We start from the raw sequence: 19,599 nt of genomic DNA on the forward strand, positions 1-19,599 counted from the left end.
CTTTTGTGAAAGGGTGTTTTTTAGTGCAGACAATTCATTATGTAATAACCGATGAAAACGGAATTCACGCACGGCCGGCCGGGCTGTTTGTAAAGGCGGCGGCCGGGTTTGCGTCCGATATTAAGATTGCGAAAGATAGCAAAGAGGCCGACGCAAAACGTCTGTTCGGCGTAATGGGCCTAGGCGTGAAACAAGGCGATGAAATTGTGGTTACCGTAAACGGCGCTGATGAAACAAAAGCCGCAGAGGCATTAGAATCGTTTTTAAAAGCGAATCTTTAAGTAAATTTAAGCCGCAAACCAAAGGCGGCGGAAAGGTTTGGGATTTTAAATGATTACGATACAGGGCAAGGGCGCGTGCGGCGCAATCGCCATCGGGCGGCTTTCGTTTTTTAAGCGGGGCGAAATCAGCGTAAAGCGCGAGCGGGTAGAGGACACAAAGGCCGAGCTTGAACGGTTTGAAGCGGCAAGGCAGGAGGCACAGTCGCAGCTGCGCGCGCTATATGACAAGGCTTTAATAGAGATCGGAGAAGCCAACGCCCAAATTTTTGACATTCATCAAATGATGTTGGAGGACTTAGATTATATCGACTCTGTTACCAACATCATTGAAAACCAGCAGATGAATGCGGAATATGCTGTGGCGGTGACGGCGGACAATTTCGCCATGATGTTTTCTTCTATGGACGATGAATATATGAAGGAGCGTGCAGCAGACGTGAAAGACGTTTCAAACCGGGTTTTGCGCTGCTTTCAGCAAACGGCAGACGGCACCGTGCTTTCCGGCGACGGTCTAATTATCTGCGCAGACGATTTGGCTCCCAGTGAAACCGTGCAGCTGGACAAGTCGAAGGTGCTGGCGTTTGTAACGCAAAAGGGGTCTTTAAACTCCCACACCGCCATTTTGGCCAGAACAATGAACATACCAGCCGTGATTGGAGCAGGGGAGGCGCTTAATCCGGAGTTTGACGGAAAACCAGCTGTGGTGGACGGCTACACCGGCGAGGTGTTCATTGAACCAGACGCCGACACGCTGGCTCTTTTAAAGCTTAAGCAGCAGGAGGACGAGAAGAAAAAGGCGCTGCTGCAGGAATTAAAGGGCAAGGAAAATATTACGTTAGACGGTAGAAAAATTAATATTTTTGCCAACATTGGCGGCCTTTCCGACATTGGCGCGGTTTTGGTAAACGATGCAGGGGGCATTGGCCTGTTCCGCAGTGAGTTTTTATATTTGGAAAACAACAATTTCCCCTCGGAGGAATTACAGTTTGCCACCTATAAAAAGGTTTTGGAAAGCATGGCAGGGAAAAAGGTTATCATTCGGACGCTAGACATTGGCGCGGACAAAAAAATTGAATATTTCGATTTAGACGCTGAGGAAAATCCGGCGTTGGGCTACCGCGCTATCCGCATTTGCCTCACCCGGCAGGATATTTTTAAAACCCAGCTCCGGGCGCTCTACCGTGCTTCTGTTTTCGGAAATCTTTCCATTATGTTTCCCATGATTATTGCCAGGGAAGAAATTTTGGAAATTAAAAAGATTATAAATGAAGTAAAAATTGAGCTTGCGGCAGAAAACGTGCCGTTTTCAGACGACGTGGAAATTGGCATTATGATTGAAACGCCGGCGGCGGCTGTGATTTCGGATATATTAGCCCCCGAGGTGGACTTTTTCAGTGTGGGCACTAACGACTTAACGCAATATACGCTGGCAATTGACCGGCAGAACCCTAAACTGGACGGTTTTTACGATCCCCACCACGAGTCGGTACTGCGGCTGATTCAGTTTGCCGCAGACAGCGCTCACAAAAACGGAAAATGGATTGGTATTTGCGGCGAACTGGGTGCGGACCTTTCTTTAACGGAACGGTTCTTAAAGATGGGAATTGACGAGCTTTCGGTTTCCCCCTCCCTCGTTTTAAGTTTAAGGGACAAGGTGCGCAATAGCTCCTGTAAATAAAAGAATGCCGCCCCTGATTTTGGGGGCGGCGTTTTTGCAAGGAAGAAAGGCGGCGACGCTGATACAAGCGCCTCCGCCTTTCCTTGTTAGGGGTTTTATCAATTAAGGGGTAGGGATCCATTGAAAATGACTGCCGGTATTTGCCGGCTGTTAGTGAATTCTATTCGTACAGCAGGGGCTTGATTTCGTCGGTGTCGATGTTCGACTTGTCATACCAAGCGTAGCCTGTGTCGATTAGCTTGTCAACAGATTCGCCGTTCATTGCTTTTACAGCAGCCTCAACAGCCTTGTAGCCAATCTGAATGGGGTTCTGGGTAACTGCACCTAAAGCTGTGCCGTTTCTCACTGCGTCGGTTTGCTTTTTGCCGGAGTCGAAGCCCACAACTGTGATAGAATCTGCCTTGTTCAGCTCTTCAACTGCCATGATAACGCCAACGGCAGAACCTTCGTTTGCACCGTAGAGGCCCTTTAAGTCGGGGTTTGCGGCAATAATGCTCTTTGCAGCTTCGGCAGATTTTAAGTGGTCACCGTCGCCATACTGAATATCTACAATTTGAATGTCAGGATAAGCCGACTCAATTCTGTTTTTAAACCCGTCGCGGCGTTCCTGGCCTGTGGTTGAGGTTTGGTCGTGTACCACCATGCCAATTTTGCCAGATTTGCCAATGGCTTCTGCCAGCTTGTCGGCTGCCGCCGCAGAGGCTGCAATGTTGTCGGTTGCGGCGGTTGCCACAACTGCGTCTGATTCAACGCCGGAGTCGAAGCCAATTACCGGAATGTTCTGAGATTTCGCCATGTCCAGCGAGGTTGCAAGAGCTTTTGAGTCAAGCGCCGCAATGCAAATTGCTTTCGGGCTTTTGCTCAGTGCATTGTTCACCATGTCTACCTGCTTGTCGATCTGGGCTTCTGTTTCCGGACCTTCAAAAGTGATGGATACGTTATAGTCTTTTGCCGCCTGCTCTGCGCCCTGTTTTACGGCCTGCCAGAACTGATGCTGAAAGCCTTTTGCCACAACGGCAATATAGGGTTTTCCATCCTGCGGAGTGGGTGCTCCGCCGCTGTTTGTTCCACAACCTGCCAGCAGGCCAACAGAAACTGCCGCCGCCATGGAAAGCGCCATTAGTCTTTTTTTCATAGAAATCGTCCTCCTTAAATTTTTAAAATTTCATTATGCTTGTTTTCTTTTTCTTAAAATGTCAATGTAAACCGCAAGAATTACAACACCACCGATTACAACAGTTTGCCACTCCTGGGGAACTGCCATAATTTTCAGCCCGCTGGTTAAAACCGACATGATAAACGCACCGATTACCGTTCCCAAAATGGTGCCGGAGCCGCCGGAAAGCGATGTTCCGCCAATTACCACCGCTGCGATTGCTTCAAGCTCGTAGCCCTGGCCCAAAGCCGGCTGCGCCGAGCCTAAACGGGACGACATGAGCATGCCTGCAACACCGCAGAATGCGCCTGCCACCATGTAGATGATGGTGAGCCATTTTTTTACGTTTACGCCGGAAAGCCTGGTTGCTTCTTCGTTGCTGCCGATTGCAAAATCGTAGCGTCCCAGCAGGGTTTTGTTTAAAAGAAAGGTTGCTAAAATGGCTGCGGCTACAAAAATGAGCACCGCGTTAGGAATTCCGGGAATGATGTTGCCCAACGCTATTTTGTTCCAGCCGTCGGGATAATATACAGGTTTTGCGCCGGAGAGCACCAGTGACAGGCCCTTTGTTACCATCATCATGCCCAGGGTTGCGATAAACGGCGGAATTTTCAGCCGCGATACCAGTGTACCGGAGATGAGGCCAACCAAAGCGCCGGTTAAAACGCAGACCAAAACGGCCAGGGGAAGCGGGAAGCCTAAGTTCACCGCAGTAATGCCGCCTACAACAGACGCAAACGTCATGGTTGTTCCGATAGAAAGGTCAATTCCGCCCGTTACGATGATAAACGTAACGCCGATTGCCAAAACGCCGTTCACACAGGTCGACAGCAAAATGGAAACCAGGTTGCTGGGGGTGAAAAAGTATGGGCTGGCGACGGAGAAGAAAATCATCAGTAAAATGAGCGTTCCGAACGCAAAGAACTTCTGCGCACCGGCGGAATGAAAGAATTTTGAGAATTTATTTTCTTGATTCATTTTTATTTCCTCCTTCTTTATTGTCTCATTGTTGCATATTTCATAATTTTTTCCTGGTCAGCCTCGCTGATGTCCAGCGTACCGGTGATGCGGCCCTCACACATGACCACAACCCTGTCGCTCATCCTTAAAATTTCAGGAAGCTCGGAAGAAATCATGATGATGGATTTTCCCTGTTCTGCCAGGTCGGTTAAAAGTTTGTAAATTTCACTTTTCGCGCCTACGTCGATACCGCGGGTAGGCTCGTCAAAAATTAAAATGTCACAGTCGCGGCACAGCCATTTCGCAATGACCACCTTTTGCTGGTTGCCGCCGGATAAGTTGCCTACCAGCTGTTTTGTGGAGGGGGTTTTGGTTTTTAGCATATCCACATATTTTTTTGCAGCCTCGGCCGCTTTTTTGTCGTTTACAATGCCGCCAGTGTTAAAGTTTTCATAGTTTGCCAAAACGGTGTTGGCCTCAATGTTCATTCCCAATGCCAGGCCGAACTGCTTTCTGTCTTCAGAAAGATAGCCAATGCCGTGCTTCACGGCGTCTTTGGGTGAACGTATGTGGGCTTTTTTACCGTTAATGAAAATTTCGCCGGAGTCGATTTTATCCGCTCCGAACACGGCCCTGGCGGTTTCGGTACGCCCTGCGCCCATGAGGCCAGCGAAGCCTAGAATTTCACCCCTGCGGAGGGAGAAGGAAACGTCTTTCACCTCTTTGCCGGCGTTTAGGTTTTTCACTTCCAGCACCACGTCGTTGCCCTTAACGTGAGAGGCTTCTTTGGGGGGCTCATAAATGGTTCTGCCCACCATGAGGCGAATGATTTCATCCATGCTGGTTTCGGCGGTTGTTTTTGTGGCGATATATTCGCCGTCGCGCATTACGGTGATGCGGTCTGAAATTTCAAACAGCTCCTCCATGCGGTGGGAGATATACACAATGCCCACGCCCTGCTCTTTCAGCCCCGCAATAATTTTGAACAGCTCGCGAATTTCCGATTCGGTGAGGGCTGCAGTAGGTTCGTCCATAATCAAAATTTTCGAGTTAAACGAAAGCGCTTTTGCAATTTCAATCATTTGCTGTTTGGCAACGGTTACGTCGCGCACTTTGGTTTTAGGGTCTAAGTCCAGATTTAACAGTTCAAACAGGCTTTTTGCCGCGCGGTTTTGTTTCGATTCGCTCAGGTATAGGCCGCCCAGCTTGGTTGCTTCTCTGCCAATAAAAATGTTCTGTGCTGCCGTTAAGTCTGGCATTAGGTTCAATTCTTGGTGAATGATGGAAATTCCTAAATTTTGGGCTTCTTTCGGCGTGGTGACGTTGATTTCTTCACCGTTGTATAAAATGGTGCCGCCGTCTTTGCCATATACGCCGGTGAGAATTTTCATCAGCGTGGATTTGCCTGCGCCGTTTTCTCCAATCAGGGCGTGAATTTCGCCTTTTTTCAGGTCGAAATGGCAGTTCTTTAAAGCGTGAACGCCGGGGAACCGCTTTTCAATGCCCGTCATTTCAAGCATTACACCCATTTTTAATCACCTCTCCTTTTCGTTTTGCTTGGCTTATACTTTTATTATAGTGATTTTTGTCGGAATTGAAATAGAAATTCTAACACAAAAAGTTGAAATTTTTATGATAAAAGGGTTGTTTGTACTTGGGCAATATGGTAAACTATAATCAAATTCGTTTCATTAGGAGACTTTTCATGGACGGAAAAAAAGGTATTCACCCATCGGTAGGCGTGGGTATTTTATCGGTTCTTCTGATTTTTATATTTTTATTTATGCTTATCAACGCGTCAACTCTGCGGGCTGCTCTGCACGATAGCACGGAAAATTATGCTTTGGACATGTCCTCCCAGCTTGCCGGAGACATTTCCAGCCGTATGAAAGCCGTTCAGATGGAAATGAAGCTGATGGCAGACTCGATTTCCATGGTGAGCGGAACAGACAAAGAGCTTGCAGAATTTATTGAAAGAAAGTCTGAAATTTCGGGCTTTGACGCAATGGCTTTTTTGGGAGCGGACGGCAGGGCGGTGCCTGCTGACTTTTCTTTCAGTATGTTTCAGGAGGGGATTGACGCCTCTTTCCGCGGGGAAATGCGGGTAACTGCCTATACGGAGGGGCAAAATGTGCTGTACACCGTTCCGGTGTATAAAAACAATCAGATAACAGGCGTTTTGGCAGGTTTGCGCAACAAAGCAAACATGCAGGCGCTCATTCAGCCAACGAGCTTTGAAGGCAGGGGTTTGACCTGTATTGTTGACAGCGACGGCAAGGTGATTATCTCGCCAACAGACATTAAACCCTTTTTAACGCTGGACACAGTCTTCCATGAAAGCGGGAAATCAGAAGCTTCGCGGGCTGTGATGGAAATGAAAGAGGATTTGGAGAACCGCAAAGAGGGCGTGTTCCGTTTCATGGCCGTTAGCGGGGAAGAATTGTTTCTTTCCTATCACGCGCTAACGGTGAACGACTGGACGCTGCTAACCTTAATTCCTGCCGACCTGATTTCGGGCCGGGCGGAGAAATATATTTTCTACTCTTTTTTAATCATTGGTTTCATTGTGGTGATTTTCGGTCTGTTCATTTTTGCCGTGTCCCGGTTTTACGCGAAAAGCCGCAGACGTTTAGAGCAGATTGCCTATGTAGACAGTGTTACCGGCGGCAGGAACAACGCGGCGTTTCGTGAGGCATATATGAAGCTGACGGAAGCGGAGCCGCCTCCGTTTACGATTGTTCTGTTTAATATTAAGAACTTTAAGCTGATTAACGAGAATTTTGGAACCGAGCAAGGGGATAAAACTCTGCGCTATGTTTATGAAACTTTGAGCGGCATGTTAAAGCCAGGTGAAATTGTGGCCCGCAGTTCGGCGGACAACTTCTTTTTGTGCCTAAAAGAGCATAGCAGAGAAGTGATTTCGGCCCGGCTTGAGGAGATGACAAAGGAGTTAAACCGGTTTAGTAAACTGATTGAAACGCCTTACCACCTTACGGTTTTAAAGGGAGCGTATATTGTAGAGGATTTGAGTTTAGATATTACTATTATTCAGGACAGGGCACGCATAGCGTATCAGAGTAGGCTTGACGGCGAAAATACGGACTGCGCCTTTTACGACGCCGCTTATACAGAGCGTATGAAAGAGGAGCAGGAGCTGGAACAGGCCTTTGAGCCGTCGCTGGAAAATCACGATTTTACACTGTATTTACAGCCAAAGGTGCGGCTAAAAGATGGGCAGGTTGGCGGGGCAGAGGCGCTGGTGCGCTGGAACCACCCGGAACGGGGCATGATAAGCCCGGGGATGTTTATTCCACTGTTTGAGCAAAGCGACAAAATTTGCCGGTTAGACCGCTATATGTTTGAGCAGGCGTGTGTTTGTTTGGAGCGGTGGATAAAAAGCGGCAATAAGCCTATTCCCATTTCTGTGAACCTTTCAAGGCGGCACTTTGACGACCCGAATTTTTTAACATGGTTTTCTGAAACGGCACAACGGCACAACATTCCCAGCGGTCTTTTAGAGTTTGAGCTGACAGAGTCGATTTTCTTTGATAATTTCAAAATTAACATTGTGAAACAGCGTATCCGCCAGATGCACGAGCTGGGGTTTCAGTGTTCGCTGGACGATTTTGGTTCTGGTTATTCGTCTTTGGGGCTGGTGAAAGAGTTTGACATTGATGCGATTAAGCTTGACCGCAGATTTTTTAAAGACATTGAAGACCAAAAGTCCCGGGACGTGATAGACTGCCTCATCACACTTTCTAAAAAACTGGGGCTCACCTCTGTGGCGGAGGGAATTGAAACAGAGGAACAGCTTAGCTATATGCAAACGGTGGGCTGTGACCTGGTGCAGGGCTTTATATTTTCAAGGCCCCTGCCGGTTGAAGAATTTGAAACATGGTGGGAAAAGAAAAACCGCGGGACAAGTTAAGTCCTGCGGTTTTATTTGTTTATTTCAGAATTGTCAGTTCGGCCCAGCAGATAGTCTACGGAACAGCCCAAGTAGTCTGCGATTTTAGCTAAATTATCGGCTCTTGGAATTGTGCCGCTTGTAAAATGCGACATGGTGCTGTGCCCCATGCCGCACGTTTCAAACATCTCCTGCAAAATAATTTTTCTTAATTTTGCTATATGTTTAATTCTTTTTGCAATGTCGTATGAATTATACATAAATTGGCCGTCCCCCTAATTAGTGATTAATTTCAGGATTATCGGTTCGGCCCAGCAGATAGTCTACGGAGCAGCCTAAATAATCCGCGATTTTGGCCAAGTTACTGCTAAGCGGCGTGCGCCCGCTGTTCATATTTGAAAGTGTGTTTTCTGCAAGTCCACACGCTTCCAGCATATCTTTTAAGACAATTTTTTTCATTCTGGCTGTTTTTTTTATTCTCTTAGAGTTGAACTGACTCATACATAATAGACCAGCCTCATTTTATAATTTTATAAAATGGTGTGACTTTGGTTCGTTGGTTCGACCCAGCAAATAGTCGACGGAGCAGTCTAAGTAGTCCGCTATTTTGGCGAGCGTATCACTTTTAGGTACAGAACCGTGATTCATATGTGAAATAGTGTTAATCCCCAAATTACAGGCAGATAGCATTTCATTTAACGTAATCTTTTTTGATTTTGCTATTTTTTTAATTCTCTTAGATATTTGCATTGCCTCATACATAAGAAATAACCTCATTTATTTTTGATGTAATTCAGTATCGTCTGTTCGTCCCAAAAGATAATCGACGGAGCAACCTAAATAATCTGCGATTTTTGCCAAGTTATCGGCTCTTGGTATTGAGCCACCGCACTGCATTGAAGACAGAGCATTTTTGTTTAAACCACATTTATTTAACAAGTCTTTAATAGCGACATTGTTTGCCTTTGCTATCAATTTAACACGTTTCGCGATATTCTCAGATTGATACACAAATTGCCGCCCCCTATTTTTAGTGGTTAATTTCAGGATTATTTGTTCGTCCTAAAAGGTAATCTACTGAACAGCCAAGTTCATCAGCAATTTTTGCTAAATTGTCAGCCCTTGGAATAGAGCCAGCTTTTATGTGGGAAATCGTATTTTTGCCTAATCCGCAGTTTTCCAAAATTTTATTTAGAGAAAGGTCATTACTGTAGGCCTGAATTTTAATTCTGTCTGCGATATTGTTTGATTTATACAATTTTAACACCTCAATTTTGTTCAAATTTAACAAAACCCCAAAAATGGATAAAAATGTATTGACAATACCTAAATTTGGGGATATAATATAAACATAACCAAAAAAGAGCAGAATATTCCCCAAGTGTTATTTCATTGTACGTAGCAGTTCAATTATATCATTGCGGAAAAATTTTGTCAAGTTTTGGTTACATGCGGGAAAGAAATGAAGTATAAAATCCACAGGACATCTCTTTCCCGCAATCATAAATCCCCTATAGGTGCGACTTTCCGACGCCGCATCTTTACCCTTTTAAGATTATGGGAGATCAAAACGGAAAGCCTTGAAGGGGCAGTGTGCGTGTTTGCGAGTGTGCTTTGGATATGCTTTATGTGTGTGTATTTGTGTGTGAATGTGTGAGTGTGTGAGTGCGTGCGTGTGCGGCGAAAGCGCCCCTGTCAAGGCGCAGAAAACAGGCTTCGGCCTGTTTTTTGTTTTTTACTCCATAAACAGAACAAAAACTTTTGTTTTCTTCGTCATACATGTTTTCCCGGGTAATTACCCGCTTTTTTTATGTCCGTTTTTCAATAAATTCATCAATCATGTTCATATATCGCATCACGTCTTCGTCCTTTGAACGGTAGCCTTGCAGCAGGAATGCGTGCTCTGCGCCGTGCAGCGGAATATATTCGCAGTCGTTTTTTTGCTGCTTCATACTGTCGCAGTAACGCTCTGTAATTTTGCAGTTTACTACAGTGTCGCTGTCGCCGTGCAGGAGCAAAAGCGCAGGCTTTATTTTTTGAATATGAAAAGCAGGCGAGGCCTTAATAAAATCCTGCTCTGTTTTTGCAATGTGTTTCCAGCTTGGTTCGGTGCAGTCTAAAACCGGGTTGGCGGCAACCACCATGTCTGCGTTTATGCTGTCGTCTATGCCGAGCATCAGGCTTAAGTGGCCGCCGGCAGAGTCGCCCATTAAAATTAGCCGCGTTGTTTCGGTTTGCCGGCGTATGAAGGCAACCGCATCCTTGCAGTCGTCAATTAAATCGAATACGGTTGTGGTTTCGTCAAAGTCGATGGAGCGGTAGGAAAACACAGCGGCAGTAAAGCCCTTGCTTACATAATACTGCGCCTGAAAATTCATCCAGCTGCCGTCCCAGGTGACTGCGTCTTCTTTCACGGCATACCAGCTTCCGCCGTGAATTGCAATTACAAGGGTTTGCTTGTTTTTGTTATCCTCGGGAACATAAATTTCCACCGGCAGCCGAACGCCGTTCACGGTCTTATAGGAACAATCTATGCCCGGTTTAATTTGCTTTAAACGATTTATTTCAGCTTTTAATTCGTTCATTGCTTGTCACCTCTTTTTTATTATACAAAAACGCGGCTTATTTTTCAACCACTTTTGCCGCGTGTGTTGACAATTTGTTTGGGCTGGGATATAATTATTTTAAATATTGAAAAAAAGGGGAGACACGAAAATGAAAAAGAAACTGTTATTGCTGGCCTTAGCGGCTGTTATGGCCATGCTTTCCTGCTATGCAGTGTTTGCTGAAGAAGGGAAGCCCACGCTGTTTATTGTGGGTGACGGCGTAGCCGCCGCCCAGGGCGCGGACAAATTTCCGCAGCAGGGCTGGGGCGAATATGTGGCGGACGTGGTAACGAATATTACGGTGGAAAACTGCGCTGAAAATGAGGAGAATTTGGCTTCTTATGTTGAAAACGGCGCATGGCAGGAGGTTTTGCCCCGTGTGACTGCAGGTGATTTTGTGATGGTGGCGTTCGGCGCAGACAGCGTTGATCCCGCAAAAAGCGAAAACTATTACAGCGCATATCTGTTAAAGCTGGCACAGGGCATAAAAGCGGCAGGCGCGCAGGGCATTTTTGTTACACCTGCGGCTGTTGGCAGCACCATTGATGCGAACAATCGGCTGAACCCGCTAATTAACAGCGTGAAATCTGTGGCCGCAAGCTTTGGATTTACGGTGGCAGATTTGAACGGCAGAATGCGGGAAAATTACAAGGACTATCAGGGCACGGAAAAGGACGGAAAGGTGAGGACCTCATACGACGCGCTGTTTTTGTCTAAAAGCCAGCTTTCCTATTTTGAGCAGATTGGCGCCGTAAGCGATTCGGCAAAACAGGCGGCAGAAAACAAAGATTACATTCATTTCAGTGCAACCGGTGCAAAGTTTGCGGCAAACCTGGTTGCAAAAGAACTGTTTGAAAAGGAAAATCCCTTCAAACAATATACAAAAGACGTAACCGACCCCAAGCAGAGAACGGTGCGCTATGACGTCATTTCCAAAATGCGTGAGGGAAATTTAAACGGCGTTTTCTTCGACGGAATGGAATATAACGGCCTGCCCACTCAGGTGTTTGCCTATGTGGGGCTGCCGGAGGGCGCTTCTGCGGAAAACAAAGTGCCCGCAATGGTGCTGACTCACGGCGCTGCCGGGCATGCGTATAAAGATTGGGTGCAGCTTTGGAACAAAAAGGGCTATGCGGCAATTTCGTTTTACTGGAGAGAGCCGGATGCAAAAAATGACAACACCATGCCGGACGGTTCGGCGCTTCAATATAACCCCGGCCCCCGGCGTTCAGACATCAGTGATACGGCACTGCAAGGCGAAAAAGAAGACCAGTTTATGTATCACGCGACGTCTGACATCAGCCTTTCCTATAACCTTTTAAACGCCATGCCGGAGGTGCAAAAAGATCAAATTGGTTTAACCGGCATTTCCTGGGGCGGCATTATCGCAAGCCGCGGTATGGGTGAGGATACCAGATTTCAGTTTGCAATGCCGGTTTACGGCTGCGGCAATCTGCCTATGAGCACGGGCACCATTCATCCCACCAGTGTTTGGGACGGAAAATATACCTTTAAAAATACGGTTGATGCAAACATGCCTGTCTTTTGGATCAATGTGTCTAACGACACGTTTTTCTCACTGCATGCCACTACACAGTGTGCTTTAGAAACCAACTCAGACGTGCTGATTATTTTAGGCGGCGGCCATTCGCAGCAGCACGGTTCAGGCGGAACCGGCGAGATTGACGAGCTGTTTTCCTATGCCGACCACATGCTGAAAGGCGGCCCGGCGCTGCCAAAACTGAGTAAAATTTCGTTAAGCGGCAGAACCGCGTCGTTCACCTGTGAAGCAGAAGCAGGACTGGAAAAAGCGAGGCTGATTTACAACACCACAGGAATGGTGTATGGAAACGGAGCCGGAAGCCAGGCCACCACCGAATGGACAACGGTGGACTTAAATCCGAAAACGGGGAAAATAAGCGTTTCTGTTCCGGCAAATGCTAAGGGCTTTTATGTTGAGGTGACAGATAAGAACAAAAACCGCATGACCACGGAATATTTAGAGTTTCATTAAAGAAGGTTTTTGGCATGGAAAAAAAGTTTATTTTGCAGGCAGATTATAATTTCGGATGGAATTATATATTGGCAAATCCTGATGTTAATGCTGCTGAAAAATTGGAGAAATGTTATTTTTATAATATTGATAAGCTTGGCATGAAAGTAGATGCGATTTTGTGGGAAAGTCATTGCTTTCTTCCACAGGAGTGCGAGAGCAACAACACAGACATTTATCAATGTTTTAAAGGACGCGGTATTGACATGATGCAGGTTTTAATTGATGCATGCCATAAACGGGGAATTGAAAGTATATTTCATCACAGAATTTCCGAGGTTGACAGCTCTCATGTGAAAAAGTTAAAGGGAAAAGATGGCTGGAACAAAACGAAACTTTCCCATCCTGATTGGATTATTAAAACTTGGTGGCGCGAAGGGCATTGGAATTTTGCTTCGGAGGGCCTGCGTCAATTTAAGCTGGATTATATCACAAGTATTATGCGGAAATATAATTTTGATGGGATTTGTATTGATTTTTCGAGACATTTGCCCTGCCTGCCGGTGGGAAGGCAATGGGAGGAGCGGCATTGTTTAACGCAGTTTATGTGCGATTTAAAAAATCGCATAAAAAGAATTAGTCCGGCAATAAAAATTGGAGCAAAGGTTCCGGAAAATAACAGAGTTTGTCATGATGATGGCTTTGACGTGGAAAGTTGGATTCAAAAGGATGCTGTAGATTTTCTTGTACTTGGTTCTCGAAGTGTAACCGTTGAAGTGGATTGGTATAAACAAATTACTATGGGACACGATGTTATGCTTTATCCCTGCTGGGACGTACACCACTCGTCTGATGCGCTCCATTTTATGCCAAAAGAGTTTTACAGGGGCCTCATTTTAAATTGGTTTTACAAGGGCGCAGACGGCATAGTGGGGTTTAATTTCGCTCCGGCGCCTGTAAATGAAATGAAAAAAATCGGCGTTGACCAGGCGTCTTCTGGCGATGCTTATGAAGAAGGCCAGGATTTTAAGGAATATTATGAAAGCTATATAGAATCGCAGGATGCGAACAAAAAAAGAAAATATGTGGCTGAACGGCGCGGCGGTTATCCTTATATAACCGGAAGTTTTACCACAAACTGTTACGCTCCGCTGCCTGCAGAGATTCCCAATGACGGAGGTTTCGTGGATATTCCTGTTGAAACGATTGGTGATTTTGGTGGGAGAAAAGCTACCGTAAAGCTGTTGATATCTAATGCCAAAGAGGGCATTGACCATTTTGCAGTTTTGGTTAACGGCGCAGAACGAAAGAATATTTCCGAAAATTTTCATTTCATAGACAGGCAAATATTTTGGCCTGAGCCGCAAAAACCATCAGGAAGAACTTATTGCATGACAGATAATCCGTCTGAACTGTTGGTTCTTTCCGAATGTTTTGACGGCTGTCTTTTGTCGGATAAAACCATTGTATCCGTTGCGGTAATTGACAGAACAGATTACATTCTGGACAATATAACGGTAGAACGGGTGGAACTGATAATAGACGGCGAAACATAAAAAGAGCAAAAAAGTCCGGTGCAGAAAAATTTCTGCACCGGACTAAATTTATATTAATAGTTTTCAGCGCGCACTTCAAAATAGCTTTGAGGGTGTGCGCAAACAGGACAAACCTGAGGCGCTTTTTTGCCGATTACCAAATGTCCGCAGTTGCGGCACTCCCACATAGTTTCCTCGCTCTTTTCAAACACCTTTTGCATCTCAACATTGGAGAGCAGGGCGCGGTATCTGTCCTCGTGGGACTTCTCAATTACGGCAACGGCGCGGAATTTAGCAGCCAGCTCTGTAAAGCCCTCTTCTTCTGCATCTTTTGCAAAACCGGCATACATATCTGTCCATTCATAGTTTTCACCGTCGGCGGCAGCGGCTAAATTTTTCGCTGTGTCGCCAAGCTCGCCCAGTGCCTTAAACCACATTTTTGCATGTTCTTTTTCGTTGTCCGCCGTTTTCTGAAAAATAGCGGAAATTTGTTCATATCCCTCTTTTTTTGCAACACTTGCAAAGTATGTATACTTGTTTCTTGCCTGGCTTTCTCCTGCAAATGCCGCCATTAAGTTTGCTTCTGTTTTTGAACCTTTTAATTCCATCATCAAAACACTCCTTTACATAAATTTTAATTTATTCATTTGTTACTTTGTAGCCCAGCTGTTCCCATGTTTTGGAAAGGTTATCAATTAAATCACGCTTTTTGTGGCCAATCCAATTGCTGTCGGTGTCGGTGTAAGTTACAACGTTTCCCTCAATTTTTAAGTCGGCCGCGTTTGCTTTTTGCTTTTCTTCAAAAATTGTTTTTGCCTGTGCTTCGTCGGCAAAGTGCATTTCATAGGTGATTGACTCTAACGTGCTGTTGGGAAAATTGTATGTTAAAACATCATAGTTACCGTTGGTTTCCGGTGTTGTCACAATGAGCCTGCCATTGCTGTTTCCATATCCTTCTGAATAGGAAGGAACAATTAACGATCCGTCTTCAGTGGTCTGAACGCCTTCGTCCGATTCAGTGGCCTCAGTGTTGTAAGACGGTTGTGCAGGGTCTGTGTTTTCTTGATTTTTATTTCCGCCGCAGCCTGAAACCGTTAAAAGTGCTGCGCATATTAAAATAAAGCCAATTAATTTTTTCATAGTATTCAACCTTTCTGCAGTATCAACAAAATTTTGCAATTAAATTTATTATACCACACGATTTTTATAATTTCAATGCAAATTTTGTGAACAAATTATATGGAACATGAACTTATTTTATGGTATAATACCTTTAAATGATATGAATGTGAGAGCGTTTTATGAACAGACAGAAAAGAATCATTGCAATTAACGATATATCGTGCTTTGGGAAATGCTCCTTAACAGCGGCCATTCCAATTTTGAGCGCGGCGGGCATTGAAACCTGTGTGCTGCCAACGGCGGTTTTGTCATCCCACACAGGTTTTTCGGGATATACGTTCCGCGATTTAACTGACGATTTACTGATGGAAGCCGAACACTGGAAGTCGCTGGGACTGACGTTTGACGGAATTTACACAGGATATTTAGCCTCGAAGAGGCAGGTGTCCTGCGTTGAAAAAATCATGGAACTGTTGCCGTCAGAGTTTGTTTTGGTTGACCCTGTAATGGGGGATAACGGCAGGCTGTATGACGGGTTTGATGAGTCTTTTGCCAAAGAGATGAAACGGCTGCTTCAAAAAGCAGACATAATTGTTCCCAACGTGACGGAGGCGGCGTTTTTAACTGATGTGCCGTTTGAAAGCGGGACGCATTCACAAGACTACATCGAGACCATGATTGAAAAGCTAAAACCTGTGTGCCGGGGGCAGATTGTTCTGACAGGCATTCATTCAGGGCCGCAAAAAGTGGGCACGGCAGTGTGGGACGGCGTTCGGCTGGAAATAATTGAAACCGAAAAAATCGACGTTTTTTACAGCGGCACAGGCGACGTATTTGCAAGCGCGCTGGCAGCGGCTGTAATGCTTGGAAAAGACACAAAAAAAGCGGCCGAAATTGCGGCCGAATATGTAATTGACTGTATTTTAAAAACCAGAAAAACATCAGGCGACAGAAGCTATGGGGTGAACTTTGAACTGTGCACAAAAGAGCTTTTGGCCGCTTTGGGACTACTATCATAAAAATACAAAAAAGTCCCCAGGGTGCCGTGTTGTTCGATTTATTTTTACCTGCCTAAGCAGGTGGGTATCCTCTCATCTGCTTTACATGTCCCCTGGCCGCGTATCCGCGGGGGGCATATGCGCCACAGACGAAGTTAGATTCCCTTATAAAAAATGTTGGTAAAATAAAAATCGTAAATCACGAACATCCCAGGGAGGCTCTTTTGTTAAACTTATTATACCACCGGCGCAATAAAATATCAATACATTTTTTGTTTTGTTACAAAGATTTAAAAATTAAAACGTCCGGTTCTTTATGGAGGTTTTGTTTTGATTGACACATTAGCAATTTTTAAAAACAGGGTGCCGGATTTTAACCGTCTATTGGCCAATGGGTTTGCAAAATCAGACGGCGGCTATCAAAATTCATATGAACTGCTTAACGGTGAGTTTGAAATGGAGATTTTTGTGTCTGACGCGGGAAAAGTTTCTGTTAAGGTTTTCGACGCGTTTCTTCGGGAGGAATATGTTTTGGTGCATATGCCGGGCGCCGGAGGCGGGTTTGTGGGAACTGTCACAGCGGCCTGTGAGGAAGTGCTGGTAAAAATTGCTGAACGCTGTTTTTATTATGAGGTTTTTAAAACCGAGCAGGCAAAACAGATTATGGAATATGCAGAAAAGACCTATGGCGATGAACTGGAATTTTTGTGGAGCAAGCTGCCGGATAACGCAATTTTAAGAAGGAAGGACACGCAAAAGTGGTATGCTGCGTTTCTAAAAGTGCCAAAAACAAAACTTGGACTTGATGGTTCTGAAATCGTTGAAATTTTAGACCTGCGCGCCCTGCCGGAGGAAATTGAACAAATTGTTGATGGGAAACGCTTTTTTGGGGGATACCACATGAATAAAAAACACTGGTACACAATCTGCTTAAACGGCTCCGTTCCTATCTGCGAAATTTTAAGCCGGATTGATGCAAGCTATCAATTGGCAAAAAAGAAATAAAAAGAAAGCCGCAGCTTTTGTGCTGCGGCTTTTAAATTTGAACCTATTCTTCCCAGTTGTGCCAAACGCTTTGCACGTCGTCGTTATCTTCTAAACTATCAATAAGTTTGCCCATAAACAAAAGGTCTTTTTCATCTGTTAACGTCACAGTGGTTTGCGGAATTTGTTCAATTTCAGCAGAAGCAAACGAATAACCCTTTTTCTCCAGCGCGTCGCGCACGTTGCTGAAATTATCTGTTGAGGTCAAAATTTCAAAACAGTCTTCGTTGGCGGTAAAATCCTCTGCGCCGGCGTCCAGCGCGTCCATCATAACGGCGTCTTCTTCTAATTCTTCCTCCGAATTGTCAATAATGATAACGCCTTTTTTGTCGAACAGAAAGCTTACGCAGCCGTTTTGGCCAAGATTGCCGCCAAACTTGTCAAAATAGTGCCGAAGGTCGCCTGCCGTGCGGTTTCTGTTGTCCGTCAGCGTTTCCACAATTACGGCAACGCCGCTGGGACCGTATCCCTCATAGGTAATTTCTTCATAGTTGTCCGCTCCAAGCTCGCCGGAGGCCTTTTTAATGCATCGGTCAATGTTATCGTTGGGCATGTTATTTGCCTTTGCTTTGGCAATGACGTCGCGAAGCTTGGAATTCGATTCGGGGTCCGGGCCGCCCGCTTTTACAATCACGGTGATTTCACGTCCCAGTTTTGTGAAAATCTTACCCTTTTTCGCGTCGGATTTCTCCTTTTTATGTTTGATGTTTGCCCATTTGGAATGTCCTGACATATCATCGCTCCTAAACTTTAATTTTGTATAATTTTTTATAATAATCGTAAAATAAATAAAAATCCATTTTGAAAGGAAATTAAAACGATGCAATATCTTATTGTGTTCTGTGTAGGCGGGCTTCTTTGCGCCATTGCACAGGTGTTAATAGACAAATTTAAACTCACCCCGGCCAGAATTTTGGTTATCTACGTCACGGCGGGTGTATTTTTAACCTTAATCGGCGTGTATAAACCGTTGGTAGAATTTGCAGGTGCAGGCGCCACTGTTCCGCTGACGGGTTTTGGATATACCTTGGCGAAAGGCGCAGCAAAGGGTGTGCAGGACCACGGTTTTTGGGGAATTTTTTCCGGCGGCGTAACAGGCTCTGCCGCAGGAATTGCCGCAGCCGTTGTGTTTGGCTTTGTCATGGCCTTAATTTTCAAGCCAAAGGCTAAAAAATAAATCCCATTTCCGCCATGCTGTAAAACCGGTTCCCCGCAACTATTATGTGGTCGGCCACGGCAACGTCAATGCCCTTTAAAATCTCTGCCAGCTTTTTCGTTGTGTTTTTATCGGCAGCAGAGGGCATTAGCGTGCTGTGGGGATGGTTGTGCGCAAAGACAACGTTTTTCGCGTTGTGCTTAATCACCTCTGCAACAACCAGACGTGGATAAGCCTCAATCCTGTCAATGGTGCCCTTGGCTATGATGCCGCTCCAATGAACGCGCCGGTTTGCGTCCAGACAGATTAAAGCAAACTCTTCGTTCACCTTGCCTTTTAAAAGAGAAACTGCATATTGGCCAATGCTTTCGGTGTCGTGCAGCAAATTGTCCCTGTCGCATTTCGATTTTTCGTAAACGCGGGAAAGGTGCGGCACCATGGAAAGGAGCGTTGCGCTGCTTTCACTCAGGCCCGGAAGCTTGGCCAGCTCAGACACGTCTGCCTCAAACACGTTTGCAATTGAGTTATATTCGTTCAAAATGGAATGTGCCAAAGGATTGGTGTCGCGTCTGGGGATAGCGTAGTAAAGCAGCATTTCCAAAACCTCGTGTTCAGCAAAACCGTCGAAACCGTGTTCTGAAAAGCGTTTTCGCATGCGTTCGCGGTGATTTTTGTGAATTGCATCGTCCATTTCGCTCAAGCACACATCCTTTATAAAAACATATATTTTATTTTACACTTTTTTTCAGAAAATTTCAACCTTTTTTCACAAATTTAAGATGTTTGCCAAAAAGCCGCTGTGTCAAAACAGAATTTTCAGAATATAATGTTATATAGAATGAAAGCGGCGGTGAAAGTATGCAAAGATGTCTTGTAACATTTGTGTCGCAGACTGCGGCATTTCGGTTTAAACGGCTGGCGGAGGATAACGGACTTTTTGTTAAAATTATTCAAACGCCAAAGGAATTGAGCCGCGGCGGCTGTTCCTATGCGGCGAAATGCGCAAGGGGCGACGCTTTAAAGCTTACTTCCCTGTGCCGCAGAAACGGGGTTGGCTACAGCAGGATATTTGCTGAATTTACCGACACCAGCGGCAGAAGAAGCTATGAAGAAATAAGGTAAATTAAAAAACCGGGCTTTTCAATTCTGAAAAGTCCGGTTTT

General features: G+C 45.3%; 22 protein-coding genes and 1 other RNA gene. 9 read left to right on the top strand and 14 right to left on the bottom strand.

Annotation, left to right across the window (positions count from 1 at the left end; all coding sequences use genetic code 11):
* Positions 1-23 precede the first annotated feature (23 nt).
* Positions 24-281 (top strand): HPr family phosphocarrier protein, encoded by a 258-nt coding sequence (locus H8698_RS09620; protein ID WP_249313240.1) that lies wholly within the window; start codon positions 24-26, stop codon positions 279-281.
* 49 nt (positions 282-330) lie between these two features.
* Positions 331-1,959, top strand: coding sequence for a phosphoenolpyruvate--protein phosphotransferase (gene ptsP, locus H8698_RS09625; protein ID WP_249313242.1), 1,629 nt, complete (start codon positions 331-333; stop codon positions 1,957-1,959).
* A gap of 160 nt (positions 1,960-2,119) precedes the next feature.
* Here ptsP and H8698_RS09630 read toward each other — a convergent pair whose 3' ends face one another.
* The 3 genes from H8698_RS09630 to H8698_RS09640 are packed head-to-tail and all read right to left on the bottom strand — an operon-like array spanning position 2,120 to position 5,604.
* Positions 2,120-3,094, bottom strand: coding sequence for an ABC transporter substrate-binding protein (locus H8698_RS09630; protein ID WP_249313244.1), 975 nt, complete (start codon positions 3,092-3,094; stop codon positions 2,120-2,122).
* Positions 3,095-3,127: 33 nt separating this feature from the next.
* On the bottom strand, positions 3,128-4,093 hold the full coding sequence (locus H8698_RS09635) for an ABC transporter permease (RefSeq protein ID WP_177678148.1): 966 nt from the start codon (positions 4,091-4,093) through the stop codon (positions 3,128-3,130).
* Between the two features lie 17 nt (positions 4,094-4,110).
* Positions 4,111-5,604 (bottom strand): sugar ABC transporter ATP-binding protein, encoded by a 1,494-nt coding sequence (locus H8698_RS09640; RefSeq protein ID WP_249313246.1) that lies wholly within the window; start codon positions 5,602-5,604, stop codon positions 4,111-4,113.
* 176 nt (positions 5,605-5,780) lie between these two features.
* Here H8698_RS09640 and H8698_RS09645 point away from each other — a divergent pair, with 176 nt between their 5' ends.
* Positions 5,781-8,003, top strand: a complete 2,223-nt coding sequence (locus H8698_RS09645) for an EAL domain-containing protein (protein ID WP_249313248.1) — start codon at positions 5,781-5,783, stop codon at positions 8,001-8,003.
* Between the two features lie 11 nt (positions 8,004-8,014).
* Here the strand turns inward: H8698_RS09645 and H8698_RS09650 are convergent, their stop codons facing one another.
* From H8698_RS09650 to H8698_RS09675, 6 genes are all read right to left on the bottom strand, one after another.
* On the bottom strand, positions 8,015-8,242 hold the full coding sequence (locus H8698_RS09650) for a helix-turn-helix domain-containing protein (RefSeq protein ID WP_249313251.1): 228 nt from the start codon (positions 8,240-8,242) through the stop codon (positions 8,015-8,017).
* A gap of 19 nt (positions 8,243-8,261) precedes the next feature.
* Positions 8,262-8,483 carry a helix-turn-helix domain-containing protein gene (locus H8698_RS09655; RefSeq protein WP_249313253.1) on the bottom strand — a complete coding sequence of 74 codons (222 nt, stop codon included), beginning with the start codon at positions 8,481-8,483 and terminating at the stop codon, positions 8,262-8,264.
* A 21-nt stretch (positions 8,484-8,504) separates the two neighbouring features.
* A complete protein-coding gene (locus H8698_RS09660) occupies positions 8,505-8,759 on the bottom strand; it encodes a helix-turn-helix domain-containing protein (protein WP_337399433.1) in 255 nt (84 codons plus the stop codon).
* Positions 8,760-8,993 carry a helix-turn-helix domain-containing protein gene (locus tag H8698_RS09665; RefSeq protein ID WP_249313260.1) on the bottom strand — a complete coding sequence of 78 codons (234 nt, stop codon included), beginning with the start codon at positions 8,991-8,993 and terminating at the stop codon, positions 8,760-8,762.
* A gap of 19 nt (positions 8,994-9,012) precedes the next feature.
* Positions 9,013-9,264 carry a helix-turn-helix domain-containing protein gene (locus H8698_RS09670; RefSeq protein ID WP_249313262.1) on the bottom strand — a complete coding sequence of 84 codons (252 nt, stop codon included), beginning with the start codon at positions 9,262-9,264 and terminating at the stop codon, positions 9,013-9,015.
* A gap of 526 nt (positions 9,265-9,790) precedes the next feature.
* Positions 9,791-10,567 carry an alpha/beta hydrolase family protein gene (locus H8698_RS09675; protein WP_249313264.1) on the bottom strand — a complete coding sequence of 259 codons (777 nt, stop codon included), beginning with the start codon at positions 10,565-10,567 and terminating at the stop codon, positions 9,791-9,793.
* Between the two features lie 130 nt (positions 10,568-10,697).
* Between H8698_RS09675 and H8698_RS09680 the strand changes: the two genes are divergently transcribed.
* Entirely contained in the window at positions 10,698-12,602 is a 1,905-nt protein-coding gene (locus tag H8698_RS09680; RefSeq protein WP_249313266.1) for a dienelactone hydrolase family protein, read from the top strand.
* A 14-nt stretch (positions 12,603-12,616) separates the two neighbouring features.
* A complete protein-coding gene (locus H8698_RS09685; RefSeq protein ID WP_249313268.1) occupies positions 12,617-14,137 on the top strand; it encodes a family 10 glycosylhydrolase in 1,521 nt (506 codons plus the stop codon).
* A gap of 53 nt (positions 14,138-14,190) precedes the next feature.
* On the opposite strand, the gene rbr is transcribed toward H8698_RS09685, so the two are convergent.
* Entirely contained in the window at positions 14,191-14,724 is a 534-nt protein-coding gene (rbr, locus tag H8698_RS09690; RefSeq protein WP_177680994.1) for a rubrerythrin, read from the bottom strand.
* A gap of 31 nt (positions 14,725-14,755) precedes the next feature.
* A complete protein-coding gene (locus H8698_RS09695; RefSeq protein ID WP_249313272.1) occupies positions 14,756-15,256 on the bottom strand; it encodes a hypothetical protein in 501 nt (166 codons plus the stop codon).
* Between the two features lie 161 nt (positions 15,257-15,417).
* Here H8698_RS09695 and H8698_RS09700 point away from each other — a divergent pair, with 161 nt between their 5' ends.
* Complete coding sequence (locus H8698_RS09700) at positions 15,418-16,257, top strand: pyridoxamine kinase (protein WP_249313274.1); 840 nt, start codon at positions 15,418-15,420, stop codon at positions 16,255-16,257.
* Positions 16,258-16,266: 9 nt separating this feature from the next.
* Here H8698_RS09700 and ssrS read toward each other — a convergent pair.
* A non-coding RNA gene (ssrS, locus tag H8698_RS09705) (6S RNA) lies at positions 16,267-16,456 on the bottom strand.
* Between the two features lie 110 nt (positions 16,457-16,566).
* On the opposite strand from ssrS, the gene H8698_RS09710 reads away from it, so the two are divergent.
* On the top strand, positions 16,567-17,241 hold the full coding sequence (locus H8698_RS09710) for an MmcQ/YjbR family DNA-binding protein (RefSeq protein ID WP_249313276.1): 675 nt from the start codon (positions 16,567-16,569) through the stop codon (positions 17,239-17,241).
* 43 nt (positions 17,242-17,284) lie between these two features.
* Here H8698_RS09710 and H8698_RS09715 read toward each other — a convergent pair whose 3' ends face one another.
* The gene (locus tag H8698_RS09715) at positions 17,285-18,013 is read right to left on the bottom strand and encodes a YebC/PmpR family DNA-binding transcriptional regulator (RefSeq protein WP_249313279.1); all 729 of its coding nucleotides are present in this window, start codon (positions 18,011-18,013) and stop codon (positions 17,285-17,287) included.
* A gap of 87 nt (positions 18,014-18,100) precedes the next feature.
* Between H8698_RS09715 and spoVAE the strand changes: the two genes are divergently transcribed.
* The gene (spoVAE, locus tag H8698_RS09720) at positions 18,101-18,457 is read left to right on the top strand and encodes a stage V sporulation protein AE (RefSeq protein WP_177680978.1); all 357 of its coding nucleotides are present in this window, start codon (positions 18,101-18,103) and stop codon (positions 18,455-18,457) included.
* Here the strand turns inward: spoVAE and H8698_RS09725 are convergent.
* Positions 18,447-19,127, bottom strand: a complete 681-nt coding sequence (locus H8698_RS09725) for a JAB domain-containing protein (RefSeq protein ID WP_249313412.1) — start codon at positions 19,125-19,127, stop codon at positions 18,447-18,449. The two genes, spoVAE and H8698_RS09725, sit on opposite strands and share 11 nt — an antisense overlap.
* A gap of 167 nt (positions 19,128-19,294) precedes the next feature.
* Here H8698_RS09725 and H8698_RS09730 point away from each other — a divergent pair, with 167 nt between their 5' ends.
* Positions 19,295-19,558 (top strand): putative Se/S carrier protein, encoded by a 264-nt coding sequence (locus tag H8698_RS09730; RefSeq protein ID WP_249313281.1) that lies wholly within the window; start codon positions 19,295-19,297, stop codon positions 19,556-19,558.
* The last annotated feature ends 41 nt before the right edge of the window (positions 19,559-19,599 follow it).

It is taken from the genome of Congzhengia minquanensis (assembly GCF_014384785.1).
Classification (GTDB): domain Bacteria; phylum Bacillota; class Clostridia; order UBA1381; family UBA9506; genus Congzhengia; species Congzhengia minquanensis.

Bases quoted from the DNA above. Each gene is read 5' to 3' on its own strand.
- ptsP (WP_249313242.1), top strand. From the start codon at position 331: ATGATTACGATACAGGGCAAGGGCGCGTGCGGCGCAATCGCCATCGGG.
- H8698_RS09630 (WP_249313244.1), bottom strand. From the start codon at position 3,094: ATGAAAAAAAGACTAATGGCGCTTTCCATGGCGGCGGCAGTTTCTGTT.
- H8698_RS09635 (WP_177678148.1), bottom strand. From the start codon at position 4,093: ATGAATCAAGAAAATAAATTCTCAAAATTCTTTCATTCCGCCGGTGCG.
- H8698_RS09640 (WP_249313246.1), bottom strand. From the start codon at position 5,604: ATGGGTGTAATGCTTGAAATGACGGGCATTGAAAAGCGGTTCCCCGGC.
- H8698_RS09645 (WP_249313248.1), top strand. From the start codon at position 5,781: ATGGACGGAAAAAAAGGTATTCACCCATCGGTAGGCGTGGGTATTTTA.
- H8698_RS09650 (WP_249313251.1), bottom strand. From the start codon at position 8,242: ATGTATAATTCATACGACATTGCAAAAAGAATTAAACATATAGCAAAA.
- H8698_RS09655 (WP_249313253.1), bottom strand. From the start codon at position 8,483: ATGAGTCAGTTCAACTCTAAGAGAATAAAAAAAACAGCCAGAATGAAA.
- H8698_RS09660 (WP_337399433.1), bottom strand. From the start codon at position 8,759: ATGAGGTTATTTCTTATGTATGAGGCAATGCAAATATCTAAGAGAATT.
- H8698_RS09675 (WP_249313264.1), bottom strand. From the start codon at position 10,567: ATGAACGAATTAAAAGCTGAAATAAATCGTTTAAAGCAAATTAAACCG.
- H8698_RS09680 (WP_249313266.1), top strand. From the start codon at position 10,698: ATGAAAAAGAAACTGTTATTGCTGGCCTTAGCGGCTGTTATGGCCATG.
- H8698_RS09685 (WP_249313268.1), top strand. From the start codon at position 12,617: ATGGAAAAAAAGTTTATTTTGCAGGCAGATTATAATTTCGGATGGAAT.
- rbr (WP_177680994.1), bottom strand. From the start codon at position 14,724: ATGGAATTAAAAGGTTCAAAAACAGAAGCAAACTTAATGGCGGCATTT.
- H8698_RS09695 (WP_249313272.1), bottom strand. From the start codon at position 15,256: ATGAAAAAATTAATTGGCTTTATTTTAATATGCGCAGCACTTTTAACG.
- H8698_RS09700 (WP_249313274.1), top strand. From the start codon at position 15,418: ATGAACAGACAGAAAAGAATCATTGCAATTAACGATATATCGTGCTTT.
- H8698_RS09715 (WP_249313279.1), bottom strand. From the start codon at position 18,013: ATGTCAGGACATTCCAAATGGGCAAACATCAAACATAAAAAGGAGAAA.
- spoVAE (WP_177680978.1), top strand. From the start codon at position 18,101: ATGCAATATCTTATTGTGTTCTGTGTAGGCGGGCTTCTTTGCGCCATT.
- H8698_RS09725 (WP_249313412.1), bottom strand. From the start codon at position 19,127: ATGGACGATGCAATTCACAAAAATCACCGCGAACGCATGCGAAAACGC.
- H8698_RS09730 (WP_249313281.1), top strand. From the start codon at position 19,295: ATGCAAAGATGTCTTGTAACATTTGTGTCGCAGACTGCGGCATTTCGG.